At 71.5% G+C, this 17872-nt stretch carries 17 protein-coding genes and 3 tRNA genes; 16 read left to right on the top strand and 4 right to left on the bottom strand.

Translation table 11 applies throughout. The features are described from left to right. Positions 1-33: 33 nt before the first annotated feature. On the top strand, positions 34-2070 hold the full coding sequence (locus KZX17_RS03215) for a beta-galactosidase (RefSeq protein WP_248170786.1): 2037 nt from the start codon (positions 34-36) through the stop codon (positions 2068-2070). A gap of 64 nt (positions 2071-2134) precedes the next feature. After that, positions 2135-2941 carry a GNAT family N-acetyltransferase gene (locus tag KZX17_RS03210; RefSeq protein ID WP_248170787.1) on the top strand — a complete coding sequence of 269 codons (807 nt, stop codon included), beginning with the start codon at positions 2135-2137 and terminating at the stop codon, positions 2939-2941. Between the two features lie 44 nt (positions 2942-2985). Here KZX17_RS03210 and KZX17_RS03205 read toward each other — a convergent pair. The 3 genes from KZX17_RS03205 to KZX17_RS03195 form a co-directional block, all read right to left on the bottom strand. Beyond that, positions 2986-3058, bottom strand: a tRNA-Phe gene (locus KZX17_RS03205). 83 nt (positions 3059-3141) lie between these two features. Then, positions 3142-3215 (bottom strand) — tRNA-Asp (locus KZX17_RS03200). A gap of 25 nt (positions 3216-3240) precedes the next feature. Continuing rightward, positions 3241-3313: transfer RNA gene (locus KZX17_RS03195), tRNA-Glu, on the bottom strand. Between the two features lie 212 nt (positions 3314-3525). Here KZX17_RS03195 and KZX17_RS03190 point away from each other — a divergent pair. After that, the gene (locus tag KZX17_RS03190) at positions 3526-4998 is read left to right on the top strand and encodes a M23 family metallopeptidase (RefSeq protein ID WP_248170788.1); all 1473 of its coding nucleotides are present in this window, start codon (positions 3526-3528) and stop codon (positions 4996-4998) included. Positions 4999-5063: 65 nt separating this feature from the next. Here the strand turns inward: KZX17_RS03190 and KZX17_RS03185 are convergent, their stop codons facing one another. Then, entirely contained in the window at positions 5064-5597 is a 534-nt protein-coding gene (locus KZX17_RS03185) for an inorganic diphosphatase (protein ID WP_248170789.1), read from the bottom strand. A 181-nt stretch (positions 5598-5778) separates the two neighbouring features. On the opposite strand from KZX17_RS03185, the gene tilS reads away from it, so the two are divergent. The 13 genes from tilS to lysS all read left to right on the top strand — a co-directional run bounded on the left by tilS (position 5779) and on the right by lysS (position 17574). After that, the gene (gene tilS, locus KZX17_RS03180) at positions 5779-6774 is read left to right on the top strand and encodes a tRNA lysidine(34) synthetase TilS (RefSeq protein WP_248170790.1); all 996 of its coding nucleotides are present in this window, start codon (positions 5779-5781) and stop codon (positions 6772-6774) included. Positions 6775-6783: 9 nt separating this feature from the next. Then, entirely contained in the window at positions 6784-7335 is a 552-nt protein-coding gene (gene hpt, locus KZX17_RS03175) for a hypoxanthine phosphoribosyltransferase (protein WP_248170791.1), read from the top strand. A gap of 71 nt (positions 7336-7406) precedes the next feature. Then, positions 7407-9410, top strand: a complete 2004-nt coding sequence (ftsH, locus tag KZX17_RS03170; protein WP_248170792.1) for an ATP-dependent zinc metalloprotease FtsH — start codon at positions 7407-7409, stop codon at positions 9408-9410. Positions 9411-9420: 10 nt separating this feature from the next. Then, on the top strand, positions 9421-10011 hold the full coding sequence (folE, locus tag KZX17_RS03165) for a GTP cyclohydrolase I (RefSeq protein ID WP_248170793.1): 591 nt from the start codon (positions 9421-9423) through the stop codon (positions 10009-10011). Further along, on the top strand, positions 10008-10814 hold the full coding sequence (gene folP / locus KZX17_RS03160; protein ID WP_248170794.1) for a dihydropteroate synthase: 807 nt from the start codon (positions 10008-10010) through the stop codon (positions 10812-10814). The genes folE and folP overlap by 4 nt, the downstream gene beginning before the upstream one ends. Further along, entirely contained in the window at positions 10811-11173 is a 363-nt protein-coding gene (folB, locus tag KZX17_RS03155; protein WP_248170795.1) for a dihydroneopterin aldolase, read from the top strand. Before folP ends, folB begins: the two co-directional genes overlap by 4 nt. After that, positions 11170-11706 (top strand): 2-amino-4-hydroxy-6-hydroxymethyldihydropteridine diphosphokinase, encoded by a 537-nt coding sequence (gene folK / locus KZX17_RS03150; protein ID WP_374107906.1) that lies wholly within the window; start codon positions 11170-11172, stop codon positions 11704-11706. The genes folB and folK overlap by 4 nt, the downstream gene beginning before the upstream one ends. Then, a complete protein-coding gene (locus KZX17_RS03145; RefSeq protein ID WP_248170796.1) occupies positions 11703-12194 on the top strand; it encodes a DUF3180 domain-containing protein in 492 nt (163 codons plus the stop codon). Before folK ends, KZX17_RS03145 begins: the two co-directional genes overlap by 4 nt. Next, positions 12139-12771 carry a PH domain-containing protein gene (locus tag KZX17_RS03140; protein ID WP_248170797.1) on the top strand — a complete coding sequence of 211 codons (633 nt, stop codon included), beginning with the start codon at positions 12139-12141 and terminating at the stop codon, positions 12769-12771. The genes KZX17_RS03145 and KZX17_RS03140 overlap by 56 nt, the downstream gene beginning before the upstream one ends. Beyond that, a complete protein-coding gene (locus KZX17_RS03135) occupies positions 12768-14507 on the top strand; it encodes a PH domain-containing protein (RefSeq protein ID WP_248170798.1) in 1740 nt (579 codons plus the stop codon). Before KZX17_RS03140 ends, KZX17_RS03135 begins: the two co-directional genes overlap by 4 nt. Beyond that, positions 14497-15210 carry a Rossmann-like and DUF2520 domain-containing protein gene (locus KZX17_RS03130; protein WP_248170799.1) on the top strand — a complete coding sequence of 238 codons (714 nt, stop codon included), beginning with the start codon at positions 14497-14499 and terminating at the stop codon, positions 15208-15210. Before KZX17_RS03135 ends, KZX17_RS03130 begins: the two co-directional genes overlap by 11 nt. Then, on the top strand, positions 15207-15950 hold the full coding sequence (locus tag KZX17_RS03125) for an SUMF1/EgtB/PvdO family nonheme iron enzyme (protein ID WP_248170800.1): 744 nt from the start codon (positions 15207-15209) through the stop codon (positions 15948-15950). The genes KZX17_RS03130 and KZX17_RS03125 overlap by 4 nt, the downstream gene beginning before the upstream one ends. 100 nt (positions 15951-16050) lie before the next feature. Continuing rightward, the gene (lysS, locus tag KZX17_RS03120) at positions 16051-17574 is read left to right on the top strand and encodes a lysine--tRNA ligase (protein ID WP_248170801.1); all 1524 of its coding nucleotides are present in this window, start codon (positions 16051-16053) and stop codon (positions 17572-17574) included. The last annotated feature ends 298 nt before the right edge of the window (positions 17575-17872 follow it).

The raw sequence follows: 17872 nt of genomic DNA, 5'->3' as shown, positions 1-17872 counted from the left end.
GCAATCAGACCCGGTGTCCGATGTGATGAAGGGATGACCGCCGCGCCGACGCCGTACGACCCCGGTTCCCTCCTCTTCGGAGGGGACTACAACCCCGAGCAGTGGTCACGTGAGGTCCGCGCGGAGGACATGATCCTCATGCGGCTGGCCAAGGTGAACACCGTCACGATCGGCGTCTTCTCGTGGGCCCTGCTCGAGCCGCGCGAGGGGCTCTTCGCCCCCGAATGGCTCGACGAGGTGATCGCGGATCTCACCGAGGCCGGGATCGGCTTCTTCCTCGCGACGCCGACGGCGTCGCCCCCGCCGTGGTTCACCCTCGCCCATCCCGATGCGCTCCCCGTGCGGGAGGACGGGACGCCGCTGCGCCACGGGTCCCGGGACACGTACGCCGTGAGCGCCCCGGCGTACCGGGCCGCGGCGCGACGGATCGCCCGGCTCCTCGCGGACCGCTACGGCGGACATCCCGGGCTCCGCGGCTGGCACGTCCACAACGAGTACGGCACGATCGATTTCGGTCCGCACGCTGCCCGCGCGTTCCGCGAGTGGCTGCGGGCGAAGTACGGCACCGTCGCCGCGCTGAACGCGGCGTGGTCGACCGCCTTCTGGTCGCAGACCTACGGCGACTGGGACGAGATCCTCCCGCCGGTGCAGACCCAGTACCTGCACAATCCCGCGCAGGTCGTCGACTTCAAGCGCTTCTGCTCGGACGAGATGCTCGCGGCCTACGAGGAGCAGGTCGCCGAGATCCGGGCATCCGGATCGACCGCCCCCATCACGACCAACTTCATGCTGCCCACCTGGAACCATCTGGACCAGTGGCGTTGGGCGAAGGCGCAGGACGTCGTCTCGATCGATCACTACCTCGACACCGAGGACGGCGACGGCGAGGCGCACGTGGCCTACGGCTCGGACCTCACCCGCTCCTGGGGCGGGGGTCCGTGGCTGCTGATGGAGCAGAACGCAACGGGGATGCGGATCGGCGACCGGCTCGCCACGAAGGAGCCCGATCGCACCATCCGCAACTCCCTCGGCTACATCGCCCGCGGTGCGCAGAGCTCGCTCTTCTTCCAATGGCGCGCATCGGCCGGTGGCTCGGAGCTCTGGCACGGGGCGCTCGTGCCGCATGCCGGAGCCGACTCCCGCGCCTTCGAGGCGGTCGTGGAGCTCGGTGACATCCTCGACCGGATCGGCGAGGTGACCGCGCCGCCGGCGGACGGCCCGGTCGTCGAGGCCGAGATCGGCATCGTGTGGGATGCCGAGGCATGGTGGGCGCTCGACACCCCGCACCTGCCGAACGACGCCGTCCGCTACTCGGACGAGGTGCGCGCGGCACACCGCTCGCTGTGGCGCGGCGGGTTCGCGACGGAGTTCGTCGGTCCCGGCGGCGATCTGACGCGGTTCCGGATGCTGGTGGTCCCCGCCCTCTACGCGCTCACCGCCGAGACCGTGCGGTGGCTCGAGGCGTATGTCGCGGACGGCGGCTGCATCGTCGTGACGTTCGCATCGGGCCTGGCGGATGAGGACCAGCGGATCGCACTGGGCGGGTATCCCGGCATGCTGCGGGAACTGCTGGGCGTCCGGGGGGAGCATATCTACCCCCGGCCCGACGGTGACGAGGTGCGGCTGAGCAACGGGCTGGTCGCAGGCGTCTGGACCGAGCGGATGCGGACCGAGGGCAGCGAGGTCGTGGCGACCTACGAGACCGGCGTGCTGGCGGGGACCCCTGCCATCACCCGCCGTTCGCACGGCTCGGGCAGCGCGACGTACGTGTCGACCAAGCTGACGCAGGATTCGCTGGATGCCTTCCTCGTCGAGCAGGCGGAGCGCGCCGGTGTCGCGCCCGTGGTTGCGGGTGCGGCGGGCTGGGGTGTCGAGGCCGTGCGTCGCCGGGGCGCGGGCGGCGACTACCTCTTCCTCCTGCATCACGGCGACCGGAGCGTCGACGTCGAGGGCTTTGGTGTCGACCTGCTCACCGGAGCGACCGACCGCGTGCGGCTGGATCCCGGCGGGGTGGCGGTGCTGCGCGAGGCGGCCCGGGAGTGGCGGGTCACCCTCGCGGCGGACGCCTGAGCCGAGCGACCTCTGCCGCACCGCCCGTGCGACGATGAGGCATGCGCTGTAGCCGGACCCGCTCATGACTGCGTCGGACCTCCTCGCGCGGTACGACGCGCAGCTGCGCGCCGAGGCGGAGATGCAGGGCGCCCTCGAGGTGACCCGGCGCGGCCCGCTGTGGATCGGGCGGTACGAGGGCGGCGTGCTCTTCGTCAGCTACCGCGACCTCGACGACCCCGCGGCTCGCGTCGCCGAGGTCGCCGCCATGCTCGCCGACGAGACGAGCATCGTCGAGGCCGAGTGGAAGACCCGGTCGCACGACCAGGCGCCGGGCCTCGAGGCGGCGCTGTCCGCGGCCGGATTTGCAGCGGGCGAACCCGAGTCCGTCATGGTCGGGAGGGCCGAGCAGTTGACGTCGGCCGCCCCGCCGACAGGTGTGACGATCCGCGAGGTGACGGCGGAGGGCGACATGCGAGCCGCTCTCGAGATGCAGGATGCCGTGTTCGGCGGCGTGCCCCGGGCGGAGCGGATGCTGGCCGAGATCCTCCCGCGCCGCGAGCGCCGCGAGCCCGTCGAGCTGTGGGCGGCGGAGGTGGACGGGCGCATCGTCAGCGCCGGTCGCATCGAGATCGTCGTGGGGACCGAGTTCGCCGGCGTCTGGGGCGGCGCCACCCTGCCGGAGTACCGCGGACGGGGCATATACCGCGCGTTGACGGCCGCGCGGGTGCGGTCGGCGATGCGGCGCGGCGCCCGCTGGGTCCACTCGGACTCGACCGAGTTCTCGCGACCGATCCTCGAGCGCGCAGGGCTGCAGAAGGTGACCGAGACGGTGCCGTGGACCTGGGAACGCGGACCTGCGCCCGGGCAAAGCAAAACCCCCGCCATGTAGAAGCTAGGCGAGGGTTTCTGGGACCGTTGTAACGACGGTCCGTGTGGCTCCGACGGGCGTCGATCCCGTGACCTCACGATTTTCAGTCGTGCGCTCTACCAACTGAGCTACAGAGCCGCATGGCTGCGAGAGCCATGTCCTAGACGAAAGGCCCCATGCATTCAACAGAAGCTGAAGACAAAAGGGCCTGTCGCTCGGAGCGACCCTGACGGGACTTGAACCCGCGACCTCCGCCGTGACAGGGCGGCACGCTAACCAACTGCGCTACAGGGCCATGCGTATTGAATTGTGGTGGAAAGTGACCCCAACGGGATTCGAACCCGTGCTACCGCCGTGAAAGGGCGGCGTCCTAGGCCGCTAAACGATGGGGCCGAGCGACCCCGAGGGGATCACGCTTACCGAGGGTCAAGCATATGCGATCACTCGCGAATGTGCGAATCGAGGGCGCGGCGCCTTCTCGAAGGGGTCGATGGAAGAGAGGATGGCGGCGGTCGCCGTCATCCCCCTGTGACGAATGTGAACAGTGTTGCTACTGTGATCAGCGGATCAGCACGCCGTCTGCGGCCGAGGGAGGGGTGCTTGCTGTGACCAACGGACCCGATGCGACCGACGTCGACTGCGGTTGCGCGCCCACGCCCGCCGAAGTGACCTCGCTGCGCTCACGCATCAGCCGGCGGAACGCCCTGGGGCTCGGTGCCATCGGCGTCGCCGCCGCGACCGCGGGTCTCGGCTTCGGCATCCCGGCCTTCGCCATCGCCGGATATCCGAGCTGGGACGACGTCGAGAAGGCGCGCAAGAACCAGTCGGCGAAGAGCTCCGAGATCACCCGCATCCAGAACCTCATCTCCTCGCTCGAGAACGACGTCGCCGTCAAGCAGGCCACCGCAGAGCGGCTCGGCATCGAGTATCAGGAAGCGCTCATCGCCTACGAGGACGCGGTCGCCCGCGCCGAGGCGTTGCAGGCGCAGGCCGATGCTGAAGAGGCCAAGGCGGATGCCGCGGCCGCCAAGCTCGGCGTCCTCGCCGCGCAGCAGTACCGGACGGGCAAGAGCGACGCGACCCTCGAGCTCTTCTTCTCCGACTCCGCTGCCGGCGCCGACGACCTGCTCGGCCGCCTCGGGACCATGGACCGCCTCGTCGCCGCTAACCGCGACGTGTACAACGAGGCCGTCGGCGCGCGCGACAGTGCGAAGAGCTTCGCCGACCAGGCCGCCGTCGCCCGCGACGAGCGGGACCGCCGCAAGGTCGAGGCCGAGCAGAAGCTGCAGGCCGCGCAGGAGGCCGCCGAAGCGGCCCAGGCTGCGCTCGCCGCGCAGAACGAGCACCGCGTCGTGCTCGAAGCCCAGCTGGAGGCGCTCCGCGACACCACCGAGAAGACGGTCGCCGCCTACAAGGCGGGCGTCGAGGAGGAGCGGCGTCGCCGCGAAGAGGCTCGCCGCAAGGCGCGCGAGGAGGCGGCTCGCCGCGCCCGCGCAGAAGAGGCCCGCCGGCGCGAGGAAGAGCGCAGGCGCCGCGAGCAGGAGGAGGCGGCGCAGAACTCCGGTGGCGGTGGCGGTGGCGGTGGCTCGTCGTCCGGCGGCGGGTCGTCCTCGGGCGGAGGCTCGTCGTCCGGCGGTGGCGGGGGCGGTGTCGTCCAGTCCTCCGGGTGGGTGCGTCCGGCCCACGGCTGGATCAGCTCCTGGTTCGGCATCCGCGGAACCGTCTGCGGCAACGGCCGCTGCACCACGGCAGGACACCGCGGCATCGACTTCGCCAGCTCGTGCGGTTCGCCCATCTACGCGGCGGCATCGGGCACCGTCATCTTCGCCGGCTACAGCGGCGACTGGGGCAACTACATCCAGATCCGTCACAGCGACGGCACGGTCACCGGCTACGCCCACATCATGAACGGCGGCTACAACGTCGGCTACGGCCAGCGCGTCCGTGCCGGTCAGACCATCGCGTACATCGGCAGCACCGGCGCATCCACCGGGTGCCACCTCCACTTCGAGGTCTACCGCGGCGGCGCGCGCATCGACCCCGCGCCGTTCCTGCGCGCCCGCGGCATCAGCGTCTGACGCTCAGCGTCCCGAAACGACGAAGGTCGGATGCCGCGCGGCATCCGACCTTCTCGTTGTGAGCCTCAGAGACTGTTGGGCGCTTCGCCCTCACCCTGCGTGCGGGTCTCGCCCTCGTGCTCGTCGAAGCGCGTGAAGGCCTCGGACACGAGGCGCTCGGCCTCGGCGGCACCCGCCCACTCGTCGACCTTGACCCACTTGCCGGGCTCGAGGTCCTTGTAGCGCTCGAAGAAGTGGCCGATCTCGCCCTTGGTCCATTCGTCGATGTCGTCGACGTCCTGGATGTGCGCCCAGCGCGGGTCCTTCGCGAGGACCGCGACGACCTTGTCGTCGCCGCCGGCCTCGTCGCTCATCTTCAGGACGGCGACGGGACGGACCTTGGCGAGCACACCCGGGTAGATCTCGCGGTCGAGGAGGACCAGCACGTCGAGCGGGTCGCCGTCCTCGCCGAGCGTGTTCTCGAAGAACCCGTAGTTCGACGGGTAGCCCATCGGGGTGAACAGGACGCGGTCGAGGAACACGCGGCCCGTGCCGTGGTCGACCTCGTACTTCACGCGGCTGCCGCGCGGGATCTCGATGACGGCGTCGTACGCGCCCATGCCTGTGCTCCTTAAGACTGTCCGGTGGGATGCGCCGACAAGCCTACTGGCGCGGCTGACCGTGCCGAACTCCGGATGAAACGCCGTGGATGCCCCGCTGCGCTCGACATCGGTCGATTCTTCCGGCATTCGGCCCGCGCAAGCGGGCGGGACGCCCTGGCGTCGTCGCTACGGTGGAGCGGTGCCGTCCCTGAACCCCGCCGTCGCCGAGGTCCGACGCGCCGTCCGCGCCGCGCTGACCGGCCTGCCGGCGGATGCCGTCGTCATTGTCGCCCTCTCGGGCGGCGCCGACTCGCTCGCCCTCGCCGCTGCGACCGCGTTCGAGGCGCGGGCGCTCGGGCTGCGCGCGGCATCCGTCACCGTCGACCACGGTCTGCAGGCGGGGTCCGCCGACGTCGCCCACCGCGCGGCGCAGGCCGCCGCCGGGCTCGGCCTCGACCCCCTGGTGGTGCGGGTCGAGGTGGGTGCGGCCGGCGGCCCCGAGGGCGCTGCGCGAGCGGCGCGGTACACGGCGCTGCGGGATGCCGCGCGCGACGCCCGGGCGTCCGCGGTCCTCGTGGGGCACACGCTCGACGACCAGGCCGAGACCGTGCTGCTGGGGCTCGCCCGCGGGGCGGGTGCGACCAGCCTGCAGGGCATGGCCGCGGCATCCGATCTCGACGGCGTGCCCCTGCTGCGGCCGCTCCTCGACGTCCGGCGGTCGACGACCCGCGAGGCGTGCGCCGCCCAGGGGCTCGAACCGTGGGAGGACCCCCACAACACGGATGCCGCGTACGCCCGCGTCCGCGCCCGGGAGCGGGTCCTGCCGGTGCTCGAGGCCGAGCTCGGACCGGGCATCGCCGAGGCCCTGGCGCGCACCGCCGCGCAGCTGCGCGAGGATGCGGCGGCCTTCGACGAGATGATCGACGAGACGATCGAGGACATCGTCGAGCACGCCGAGGCGGGCATCGCGGTGTCGGTCGCGGCGCTGGCCGCCAACCCGCCCGCCCTCCGCCACCGCATCATCCGGCATGTCGTCGCCAGCGAGTTCCACGTGTCGCTGACCCGCCTCCAGACCCTCGAGGTGGCGCGGCTGGTCACCGAGTGGTCGGGGCAGGGGCCGATCGACCTGCCGGGATGCCGCGCGCGGCGCGTCGGCGGGATGGTCGAGTTCACGGCATCCGAGCGCGGTCTTTAGACTTCTGCAATGCGCGCAGCAGAGATCGCCGACCAGCTCACCGACGTCCTCGTCACCGAGGAGGAGATCCAGGCGAAGCTCGAACAGCTCGCCCGCCAGGTCGAGGCCGACTACGAGGGCAAGGACCTGCTGCTGGTGGGCGTCCTCAAGGGCGCGGTCATGGTGATGGCCGACTTCGCCCGTTCGCTCAAGCGCGACATCGAGATGGACTGGATGGCCGTCTCGTCCTACGGCGCCAGCACGAAGTCGAGCGGTGTGGTCCAGATCCGCAAGGACCTCGACACCGACATCTCGGGCAAGCACGTCTTGATCGTCGAGGACATCATCGACTCCGGCCTCACGCTCAGCTGGCTGCTCGAGAACTTCGCCTCGCGCGGTGCGGAGTCCATCGAGGTGCTGGCGCTGCTGCGCAAGCCCGAGGCGGCCAAGGTCGAGATCGACTGCCGCTACGTCGGCTTCGACATCCCGGTCGAATTCGTCGTCGGCTACGGCCTGGACTTCGCGGAGAAGTACCGCAACCTCCGCGACGTCGCGGTGCTCGCACCCCACGTCTACTCCTGACGTCGGGCGGGCTACGCCCAAAACGAACGCACAGAGCCCCCATAGGCCCGCGGGGGTAGCCTGAACGCACAATGAACGTCAAGAAGCTCTCGCGCAACCCGTTCGTCTACGTGGTGCTGATCGGCGTGCTCCTGATCCTCGGGATGACGCTCATCTCGAACCTCACGGGCGCCAAGCAGATCACCACCCAGCAGGGTCTTGAACTGCTCGGCGGCGACACCGTCACCAAGGCGACGCTGACCGACGGCGACCAGCGCGTCGACCTCGTGCTGAACGACGAGTTCGAGGGCTCGACGAACGTGCAGTTCTACTACCTGGAGCAGCGTGCCGACGAGGTCGTCCAGGCCGTCGACACCGCCGCGCCCGCAGACGGCTTCAACGACGTCGTGCCGCAGACCAGCTGGTTCGGCAGCCTCATCTCGATCCTCCTCCCCATCCTCATCCTCGGTCTCCTGTTCTGGTGGCTTCTCTCCAGCGCCCAGGGCGGCGGGAGCAAGGTCATGCAGTTCGGCAAGTCGCGGGCCAAGCTCGTCACGAAGGAGACCCCGACGGTCACCTTCGTCGACGTCGCGGGCTCCGACGAGGCCATCGAGGAGATGCAGGAGATCAAGGACTTCCTGAAGGACCCGGCCAAGTTCCAGGCTGTGGGCGCCCGCATCCCGAAGGGCGTGCTGCTGTACGGCCCTCCCGGGACCGGCAAGACCCTTCTCGCGCGCGCCGTCGCCGGTGAGGCGGGGGTCCCGTTCTACTCGATCTCGGGGTCGGACTTCGTCGAGATGTTCGTGGGTGTCGGCGCGAGCCGCGTCCGCGACCTCTTCAAGGAGGCCAAGGAGAACTCGCCCGCCATCATCTTCATCGACGAGATCGACGCCGTCGGCCGCCACCGCGGCGCCGGCATGGGCGGCGGTCACGACGAGCGCGAGCAGACGCTCAACCAGATGCTCGTCGAGATGGACGGCTTCGACCCGAAGGTCTCGGTGCTCGTCATCGCCGCGACGAACCGCCCCGACATCCTCGACCCGGCGCTGCTGCGTCCCGGACGCTTCGACCGGCAGATCGGCGTCGACGCCCCCGACCTGAAGGGTCGCCAGAAGATCCTCGAGGTGCACGGCCGCGGCAAGCCGCTCTCGCCCTCCGTCGACCTCTCGGTCGTGGCGCGCAAGACCCCCGGGTTCACCGGCGCCGACCTCGCGAACGTCCTCAACGAGGCCGCGCTCCTGACCGCACGCTCGAACGCGCAGCTCATCGACATGCGCGCGCTCGACGAGGCGATCGACCGGGTCATCGCCGGTCCGCAGCGTCGCACCCGCGTGATGAAGGACAAGGAGAAGCTGATCACGGCGTACCACGAGGGCGGCCACGCCCTCGCCGCCGCGGCGATGAACCACACCGACCCCGTCACGAAGGTCACGATCCTTCCCCGCGGCAAGGCGCTCGGCTACACGATGGTGCTTCCGCTCGACGACAAGTACTCCGTCACGCGCAACGAGCTGCAGGATCAGCTCACCTACGCGATGGGCGGCCGTGTCGCCGAGGAGATCGTCTTCCACGACCCGACGACCGGTGCATCCAACGACATCGAGAAGGCCACCGGCATCGCCCGCAAGATGGTCACCGAGTACGGCATGACCACCGACGTCGGACCCGTCAAGCTCGGCTCGTCCTCGGGCGAGGTCTTCATGGGCCGCGACATGGGCCACGGACGCGATTTCAGCGAGCGCATCGCCGAACGCGTCGACGCCCAGGTCCGCGGGCTCATCGAGCAGGCGCACAACGAGGCCTACGAGGTGCTGAACGCGAACCGCGAGGTGCTCGACCGGCTCGCCCTGGCGCTGCTCGAGAAGGAGACGCTCGACCACATCGAGCTCGCCGAGATCTTCCGCGACGTCACCAAGCTGCCCCCGCGCCCGCAGTGGCTCTCGAGCAGCGAGCGCCCCGTCTCGACGCTCCCGCCGGTCGACGTCCCGCGCCGCGCCGAGGCTCCCGTCGCCGCGAACGCGGCGGCCGAGCAGCCGGCGACCGAGACCGCCCCGGCGCGCCACGCGACGGGACACGCTCGACCCGCGACGGCCTGAGGCGGCGCGCATGGCGGTCGACCGCGAGCGTGTGGCCGCCCTGGTCCGTGAGCTGCTCGAGGCGATCGGGGAGGACCCCGAACGCCCCGGGCTGAAGCTCACACCCCAGCGCGTCTCCGAGGCCTACGCCGAGTTCTTCTCAGGGGTGGGGGAGGATGCCGCGGCCCCCCTCGCGCACACCATCTCGGTCGCCCGCGGCCCGGCGCCCGACACGCTGCCCTCGGGCGCCGTCATGCTCCGCGACGTCCGGTTCCGCTCCGTCTGCGAGCATCACCTCCTGCCGTTCGCGGGACGCGCGCACGTCGCGTACCTGCCGGGTGAGCAGGTCGTCGGGCTCGGCGCGCTGCCGAAGGTCATCGACATCGTGGCGGCGCGTCCGCAGGTGCAGGAGCGTCTCGGCGAGCAGATCGCCGACACCATCGCCCACTCGCTCGACACCCGCGGCGTGCTCGTCGTCCTCGACGCCGTGCACGAGTGCGTCACGATGCGCGGCGGACGCCAGCCCTCGGCATCCACCGTCACCATCGCGGCACGCGGGGAGTTCACCGAGCCGGCCGCGCGGGCCGAGGTCATCGCGCTGCTGACCGGGGGCGCCGCGTGACGCTCGTGATGGGCATCGTCAACGCGACGCCCGACTCGTTCAGCGACGGCGGACGCTACGCGTCGCACGACGACGCCGTCGCGCACGGCCGCGCCCTTCTGGCCGCAGGCGCGGACATCCTCGACGTCGGCGGTGAGTCGACCCGCCCCGGCGCGACCCGTGTCGCGCCGCAGGTCGAGCTCGCCCGCGTCCTGCCCGTGATCGAGACCCTCGCTGCGGAGGGCGCCCTGGTCAGCGTCGACACGATGCACGCATCGACCGCGTCGGCCGCGGTCGCCGCCGGCGCGCGCATCGTCAACGACGTGTCGGGCGGGCTCGCCGACGCCGACATGCTCGCCGCCGTCGCCGACACGGATGCCGACGTGGTCCTGCAGCACTGGCGCGGGCATTCGGCTGACATGTACGCGACCGCTGTCTACGACGACATCGTGGCCGAGGTCGTCGGTGAGCTCGGCGCGCGCATCGACGCCGCGTTGAACGCCGGCATCCCGGACGAGCGGATCGTCGTCGACCCGGGCTTCGGCTTCGGCAAGACGCCCGAGCAGAACTGGGACGTCGTGCGCGGACTCGACCGCGTCGTCGGCTCGGGCCATCGCGTGCTGATCGGCACCAGTCGCAAGCGGATGCTGACCGTCGCCGCCGCACCCGCCGGCGTCGATGTCGGCGAGGCGGGCCTCGACCTCGCGACGGCCGTCACGAGTGTGCTCGCCGCGCAGGCGGGGGTCTGGGCGGTCCGCGTGCACGACGTCGCCGCCACGCGCCTCGCCCTCGCGGTCAGCGCGAGCTGGGAGGGGCGGCGATGAGCGACGAGATCTCGATCACCGGCATCCGTGCGACGGGGCACCACGGCGTCTTCGAGCACGAGAAGCGCGACGGCCAGGAGTTCGTGGCCGACGTCGTCCTGTCGCTGTCGCTGCGCGCCGCCGCGGCGAGTGACGACGTCGCCGACACGGTCCACTACGGCGAGGTCGCCGAGCGGGTCGCCGCGATCCTCTCGGGCGAGCCGGCCGACCTCATCGAGACGGTCGCGGAGCGGATCGCGACGGCAGCGCTGGAATGGCCGCTCGTCGACGCGGTCGCCGTGACGGTCCACAAGCCGGCCGCCCCCATCGCCGTGCCGTTCGGGGACGTCGCCGTGACCGTCCGTCGGAGCCGCTCGTGAACCGCCGTCTCGCGCACGGGATGCCGCCGGCCGAGCCGCGGGCGGCGGGTCCGGCGCACCGCGCCGTCGTCGCGCTGGGCGCGAACCTCGGCCCGCGAGCAGACACGATCGCCGAGGCGATCGCCGACCTCGGCCGCCTGCCGCTGACCGACCTCGTCGCGGCGGCCGAGCCGATCGAGTCGGTCGCGATCACCCTCGGGGGGCCGGATGCCGACGCCCCCCGTTACCTGAACACGGTGGCGCTCATCGACACGCGCCTCGCGCCGACCCTGCTCCTCGGCTACCTGCACGCCATCGAGGGCCGGCACGGACGTGAGCGCCGCGAGCGGTGGGGGAGCCGCACGCTCGACCTCGATCTGATCGCCTACGGCGACGTGCGATCCGACGAGCCGTCCCTCGTGCTGCCGCATCCGCGCGCCGCCGAGCGCGACTTCGTGCTCGACCCGTGGCTGCGCCTCGACCCCGATGCCGTCCTGCCCGGGGTCGGCCGGGTCGCGGATCTGCGCGCCGCACTCCCCGGGGGAGCATCGTGAGCCGGACCAAGCCGCTACTCCTCGTCGTCGTCGCGCTCGTGTCGGGGGCCGTCGGTTTCGCCGTCGACCAGGTCCTCACCGGCATGGGGCACCCGAGCTTCACGCCGTCGGGACTCCTGCCGATCCTGCTCGTGGCACTCGGCGCGGCGGTCGTCGCCGCCGCCATCCCGGTCCGGCGCGCGACGCTCGGGTCCGCGGCACCCGTCGACCCGTTCCGGGCGCTCCGCATCGCGATGCTCGCCAAGGCGTCGAGCATCCTCGGGTCGATCGTCGCCGGCTTCGCCGGCGGACTCCTCGTCTTCGTCCTCACACGACCCGTCGCGCCCTCGTTAGGCTCGACGGGAGCGGTGATCGCCGCGCTGGGGGGCGGGCTGCTCCTCGTCGCCGCGGCGCTCGTCGCCGAACACCTGTGCACCATCCGGAAGGACGATGATGACGAACAGCCCGGACCCGATGAGCCCGGCTACGGGCTCTCCCACACCGACTGAGCACGCGGCGGCATCCGCCCCGTCACCGTCGGCGCCCGCCCCCGGGGTACCGCGGGCGGACGGCACGTACACCCGCGTCCTCGAGCCCCGCGGGGTGCAGCGCCTGCCGCTGGGAGACGGCACCTGGCACCAGCTGTCGACGAAGTACGTCATCGGTCAGGTCATCGGCTACATCGTGCTGCTCGTGCTGATCGCCGCGGCGGTGCTGACGCTGTGGCTGATGTTCGAGGCGACCTGGCCCTTCATCCCCGGCGGCATCATCTTCGCCATCACCCTCGTGACGCTCGTCGTCACGCCTCGTCAGGCGCGCTCCATCGGCTACCAGCTGCGGGAGGACGATCTCGTCTTCCGTCGCGGCATCCTGTGGCAGCGCATGGTCGCCGTCCCTTACGGCCGGCTGCAGCTGGTCGACATCACCCACGGACCGCTCGACCGGATGCTGGGCATCGCCCAGCTGAAGCTCGTCACCGCGGCGGCATCCACCGGGGTCACGATCCCGGGCCTGCCGCAGGCCGCGGCCGAGCAGCTGCGCGACACGCTCATCGAGGTCGCCGAGACCCGGCGGACCGGCCTGTGAGCGACGCCGACGCGACGCCCCCGGTCGGCTCGACGCCGGTGCCCGGCGATCCGTCGCCCGCGGCTCCGGCGGCGGCGCCCGGGGCTGCGGTGTCGACGACCGGAGCGCCGGTCCCGCCGCAGACCGCGGTCCGTTCCGAGCTCAGCGACGGCGAGTGGCACCGGCTGCACCCGCTGTCGCCGCTCCTGCGCGGTGGGCTGACCCTGCTCGTCATCCTCAGCATCCTCGTCGCGAACCTCCGCGACCGATTGATCGGGATCTTTCTGCCGGAAGGGGTCGACTTCGAGTCCGAGGGGGACCCGGTCGAGTTCGTCCTGCGCAACGACATCCTCATCCCCGCGATCCTCGTCGTCGCCGGTGGCCTGGTCGTATTGATCGCCCTGTTCTGGACGGCGTGGCGGTTCCACACGTTCCGGATCACGGGCGACGACGTCGAGGTGCGCAGCGGCGTCCTCTTCCGCACGCACCGGCGCGCGCCCCTCGATCGGGTCCAGGGCGTCAACCTCACCCGGCCCGCCCTCGCGCGCCTGGTCGGGCTCGCGAAGCTCGAGGTGGTCGGGGCAGGACTCGATGCGAACGTGAAGCTCGAGTACCTGTCGACGGCGAACGCCGAGACGATCCGCGGCGACATCCTCCGGCTCGCCTCGGGCATGCGGGCCGAGGCGTCGGCTGCGCGCGCGGCGGCGCCTGGCGGTCTGACGGGGCGGGTCACGGCGGGTGTCGGCGAGATCATCGAGGGCGTCGACGAGGACGACAGCCCGCCCGAGTCGATCGTCCGCGTCCCGATGGGCCGCCTCATCCTCGCGAACCTGCTCTCGGGGTCGACGATCTGGTTCCTCGCGATCATCGTCGCTGCCGTCGTCGGCATCATCGTCGACCCGTTCTGGCTCGTCCCGGCGCTCGGCGCCTCGGTCCCGGCGGCGATCGGTTTCGGCACGTACGCCATCCGGCAGTTCATCAAGACCGTCCGCTATTCGATCGCCCCGACCTCCGCCGGTGTGCGGATCACCTTCGGGCTGCTCACGACGGTCACCGAGACGCTGCACCCGAGCCGCATCCACGCGATCGACATCCGACAGCCGCTGCTGTGGCGGTTGGGTGGCTGGTGGCGTATCCGCGTGAACCGCCTGTCAGGTCGTTCGGCGACCGACACGTCCGCCACGCAGTTCGCCGAGATCCTGCCGATCGGCACGCAGGCCGACGTCGAGCGGGTGCTGCGTCTGCTGCTGCCGGCGCCCTCGGTGGATGCCGCGCTAGTCGACGCGGGCCTGCGCGGCCCCCGTGCCGGCGACGGCTACACCGTGTCGCCCGCCCGGGCCCGCCTCTTCAAGCCCCTCTCGTGGGCGCGCAACGGATTCCGCGTCCTCCCCGGAGTGATCCTGCTGCGCTCGGGGCGACTCTGGCCGAAGCTCACGGTGCTGCCCCTGGCGCGCCTGCAGTCACTGCGCGTGGACCAGGGGCCGATCGACCGCCGCCTGGGTCTGGCCGGTGTCACAGGGCACACGGTCACCGGGCCGGTCGCCGGCTCGATCTCCGGTCTCGATGTGCACGACGCGCTCGGGCTGTGGACGTCGGGCACTGCGGCGGCCGTGGCCGCGGCGGCGTCGGAGGGCGCCGTGGACCCCGCGACGTCCCCGGACGACGCACCCGTGGCCGTCGCGGCACCCGAGGCCGCTCCGGCCGTCGAGGTCGCACGGCCCGCGCCAGCACTTCGTGGAGACCGCCGTGACCCGTGACGGGCGTCTCGGCGTCGGCGTGATCGGCGCCGGACGCGTCGGTCCGGTGGTCGCGGCGGCGCTGGCCGGTGCCGGACACGCGCTCACGGGCATCACCCCCGGTTCGGACGACGACCGGGTCGAGGCGATCCTGCCGGACGTCCCGCGCCTCCCGGCGGACGAGGTCGTCCGACGCAGCGAGCTCGTCGTCCTCGCCGTGCCGCACGGCGACCTGCCCGACGTCGTCGCGGGGCTCGCCGATCTCGGCGCCTGGCAGGTCGGGCAGATCGTCATGCACACGGATGCCGCGCACGGCATGCAGGTGCTGGCGCCCGCCGCGTCACGCGGCGCGATCCCGGTGGCCATCCATCCCGCCATCGCGTTCACCGGCACGTCGACCGACCTCCGAGCGCTGAAGGACGCCTACGCCGCGGTCACCGCACCGCCCGCCGTGCTGCCGATCGCGCAGGCGCTCGCCGTCGAGATGGGCTGCGAGCCGGTCGTCGTGGCCGATGCGGATCGCGCCGCCTACGGTGAGGCGATCGCGACCGCGACGGAGTTCTCGGCATCCATCGTCCGACAGTCGACCGAGCTGCTGCAGACGGCGGGGATCGACGACCCGGCGCGCTACCTCTCCGCGCTCGTGCACACGACGGTCGACCGAGCCCTGTCGGCGGCGGGGGCACCGCATCCGCTCGACGGTCCTGGACCGCTCGCACCGTGAGCGACGTCGAGCTCGCGCGCATCCCCGCGGGACGCGTCGAGCTGCACGATGCGCGGCGGAAGCGGCGGTGGACCGTCGAGCTCGAGCCGTTCGAGATCGGCGTCTACCCGGTCACGCAGGAGCAGCTGTCCGAGGTGCTCGGGATCGCGGCATCCCACCCCCGCCGTCCGGCGGTCGAGGTCAGCTGGCAACGCGCTGTGCGCTTCTGCAACGCGCTGTCGGAGTGGGAGGGGCTGGATGCCGCCTACGCCGTCGACGGCGAAGAGGTGCGCTGGCACGTCGACAGCGACGGCTACCGCCTGCCCACCGAGGCGGAATGGGAGTACGCGTGCCGCGCCGGATCCACCGGCCCGCACTACGGGCTGCTCGCTGAGGTCGCATGGACCGCGGCCGACGGGGTCAGCGCTCCGCAGCCCGTCGGCGGCAAGCTGCCGAACCTGCACGGACTCTTCGACACCCTCGGCAACGTGTGGGAGTGGTGCTGGGACTTCCTCGACACCGAGCGCTACGACGACTACCGGGTGTTCCGGGGCGGCGGATTCGCCGACGACGCGTGGAGCGTCCGCGCCGGCACTCGCCGCGGCGGCGGACCGCGGATGACGCACGACGACGTCGGGTTCCGCGTGGCCCGCGGCGGTTTCGACGCCGAGGACGTCGCGCAGGGATGGTCCGCCGCGCTCGACCGCGAGCGGGCGGCGGGCGGCGATCCGCGGCCGCCGGGCTGGACGCCGCGGCGCTGACCGCCCGATCCGGGGCACCAGCATCCGCTCGTCCCTGCCGGAATGCGCCCGGGAGCCCGCCGATAGACTGAGGGGTCGAATCCCCGAGGAGCCCCCGAACATGACCGACGCGCCCGCGCCCACGCCCGCCGACACGACCGAAGAGGATGTGTTCGAGCAGAAGGCGGTCCGTCTCGCCAAGCGGGAGCGACTGCTGTCGGAGCGGGCGGATGCCGCCGGTGGCGCGTACCCGGTCGCGGTCGCCGTGACCGACACGATCCCAGCGCTCCGCGAGCGCTACGCATCGCTCGAGGCGGGCGAGGAGACCGGCGTGACCGCGTCGGTCGCCGGGCGGATCGTCTTCAGCCGCAACACCGGCAAGCTCTGCTTCGCAGCCCTCCAGTCGGGCGACGGCAGCCGCATCCAAGCCATGGTCTCGCTCGCCGAGGTCGGCGACGAGTCGCTGCAGGCGTGGAAGGAGCTCGTGGACCTCGGCGACCACGTCTCGGTCACCGGCCAGGTCATCTCGAGCCGCCGCGGCGAGCTGTCGATCATGGTCTCGGACTGGACGATCGCGGCGAAGGCGCTGCTGCCCCTGCCCAACCTGCACTCCGAGCTGAGCGAGGAGAGCCGCGTGCGCTCGCGCTTCCTCGACCTCATCGTGCGAGACACCGCCCGCGAGACGGTCGTCGCCCGCGCGAAGGTCAACGCGTCGCTGCGGCGCACCTTCGACGAGCACGACTTCCTCGAGGTCGAGACCCCGATGCTGCAGGTGCAGCACGGCGGTGCCGCGGCCCGTCCGTTCGTCACGCACTCGAATGCGTTCGACACGGAGCTGTTCCTGCGCATCGCGCCCGAGCTGTTCCTCAAGCGCGCCGTCGTCGGCGGCATCGACCGGGTGTTCGAGATCAACCGCAACTTCCGCAACGAGGGTGCCGATTCCACGCACAGCCCCGAGTTCGCGATGCTCGAGGCGTACCAGTCCTACAGCGACTACAACGGCATCGCCGATCTGACGCAGGAGCTCATCCAGAACGCCGCGATCGCGGTCGCCGGGTCGACGACGGTCACGTGGGCCGACGGCACCGAGTACGACCTTGGCGGCCAGTGGGATCGCATCTCGATGTACGAGTCGCTGTCGGATGCCGCCGGGCGCCGCGTCACGCCCGAGACCTCGTTCGAGGAGCTGCAGTCGCTTGCCGCCGAGGCGGGCGTCGAGGTTCCCGAGAAGATCGCCACGCACGGCAAGCTCGTCGAGGAGCTCTGGGAGCACTTCGTCAAGGGCGGCCTCGAGCGTCCGACCTTCGTCATGGACTTCCCGCTCGACACCTCGCCGCTCGTGCGCGAGCATCGCAGCATCCCCGGCGTCGTCGAGAAGTGGGACCTCTACGTCCGCGGCTTCGAGCTCGCGACGGGCTATTCGGAGCTCGTCGATCCCGTCATCCAGCGCGAGCGCTTCGTCGAGCAGGCCAAGCTCGCCGCGCGCGGTGACGACGAGGCGATGCGCGTCGATGAGGAGTTCCTGCGGGCCCTCGAGCACGGCATGCCGCCGACCGGCGGCATGGGCATGGGCATCGATCGCCTGCTGATGGCGATCACCGGCCTCGGGATCCGCGAGACGATCCTCTTCCCGCTCGTCAAGTAAGCCGGGCGCCGGAGCGGATGCCGGTGTGCGGCCATGGGGCGTGCCCGGGCCGCATTCCCCACGTCCACATCATGTGCTCGCGACGAGACCATACGTCGTGGACGGCGCATGCCATGTGACCTCGTCTGGAGCACATGATGTGGTCTCTCGGCGGGACTCGCGCGCCGAGAACACTGCGGGCGAACCGCGCGCCTGTCGCACCGCCCGCGAGCGCGGATACGCTCACCCGCCCGCCATGTCAAGGTCTTGCATTCGTGGCACCTGAACCGGTTTAGTAGATCGGGTTCGCCACGAAGGA

Origin of the sequence: Microbacterium sp. EYE_78 (assembly GCF_023149035.1) — a bacterium.
Taxonomy (GTDB): domain Bacteria; phylum Actinomycetota; class Actinomycetes; order Actinomycetales; family Microbacteriaceae; genus Microbacterium.
Note: the sequence above shows the minus strand (reverse complement) of the source record. Positions and strands in the feature narration are given on the sequence as shown.

Bases quoted from the DNA above. Each gene is read 5' to 3' on its own strand.
- KZX17_RS03210 (WP_248170787.1), top strand. From the start codon at position 2,135: ATGACTGCGTCGGACCTCCTCGCGCGGTACGACGCGCAGCTGCGCGCC.
- lysS (WP_248170801.1), top strand. From the start codon at position 16,051: ATGACCGACGCGCCCGCGCCCACGCCCGCCGACACGACCGAAGAGGAT.
- KZX17_RS03185 (WP_248170789.1), bottom strand. From the start codon at position 5,597: ATGGGCGCGTACGACGCCGTCATCGAGATCCCGCGCGGCAGCCGCGTG.
- KZX17_RS03140 (WP_248170797.1), top strand. From the start codon at position 12,139: ATGACGAACAGCCCGGACCCGATGAGCCCGGCTACGGGCTCTCCCACA.
- folB (WP_248170795.1), top strand. From the start codon at position 10,811: ATGAGCGACGAGATCTCGATCACCGGCATCCGTGCGACGGGGCACCAC.
- KZX17_RS03215 (WP_248170786.1), top strand. From the start codon at position 34: ATGACCGCCGCGCCGACGCCGTACGACCCCGGTTCCCTCCTCTTCGGA.
- hpt (WP_248170791.1), top strand. From the start codon at position 6,784: ATGCGCGCAGCAGAGATCGCCGACCAGCTCACCGACGTCCTCGTCACC.
- ftsH (WP_248170792.1), top strand. From the start codon at position 7,407: ATGAACGTCAAGAAGCTCTCGCGCAACCCGTTCGTCTACGTGGTGCTG.
- folE (WP_248170793.1), top strand. From the start codon at position 9,421: ATGGCGGTCGACCGCGAGCGTGTGGCCGCCCTGGTCCGTGAGCTGCTC.